Origin of the sequence: Ferrovum myxofaciens (assembly GCF_000735045.1) — a bacterium.
Taxonomy (GTDB): Bacteria; Pseudomonadota; Gammaproteobacteria; order Burkholderiales; family Ferrovaceae; genus Ferrovum; species Ferrovum myxofaciens.
Window position 1 is genome coordinate 1 of the sequence record NZ_JPOQ01000491.1, and the last position, 518, is coordinate 518.

General features: G+C 54.1%; 1 protein-coding gene. It reads right to left on the reverse strand.

The annotated features are described in order from the left end of the window. The coding region (locus IV91_RS0114740; protein ID WP_031599571.1) for an outer membrane beta-barrel protein at nucleotides 1-518 on the reverse strand (518 nt) is incomplete at both ends.

The window sequence follows — 518 nt, forward strand, 5'->3', positions numbered from 1 at the left end:
TTGTAAATGCCTTGCAAACCATAGGTCACCATGCTCTGATACAGGGTCCCATTGGAAGAAGCAAAGATTCCTTGACTCGCACGGTCTCCCCGCAGTTCGGCACGCAGTTCGAAGTCTTTGACCGGTGCGTACCCCAGAGTCAAGGTTGCTTCCCGCACGGTATTGGGACCAGGCAGCGTTCCTGGGGCCGCCACCGCCACCCCCGATTCATCCTTCAATTGTTCCGTCCGGAATGATACCCGGTATTGATCGTTGATCTGATAATTCAGATAGGCTGCCAACCCCCAGTAAACCTCTGTCCCCACCTGATTGGGCGTGGCACCGATCACCACATTCTGCTGGCTGGAATGATCCGCATTCAGAATGAAAGTCAGGGACTGCGTCAGATTGGACGTAAAGACCATATCCAGCAAGGTTCGATTGCCACTTCTGATTCCGGAAAAAGGAGTCCCTGCATTGGCCGTATACATGTTGGTAATGGTCCCCGCCGGAATGATCCCCGCCCAGTCGAGGGAAGT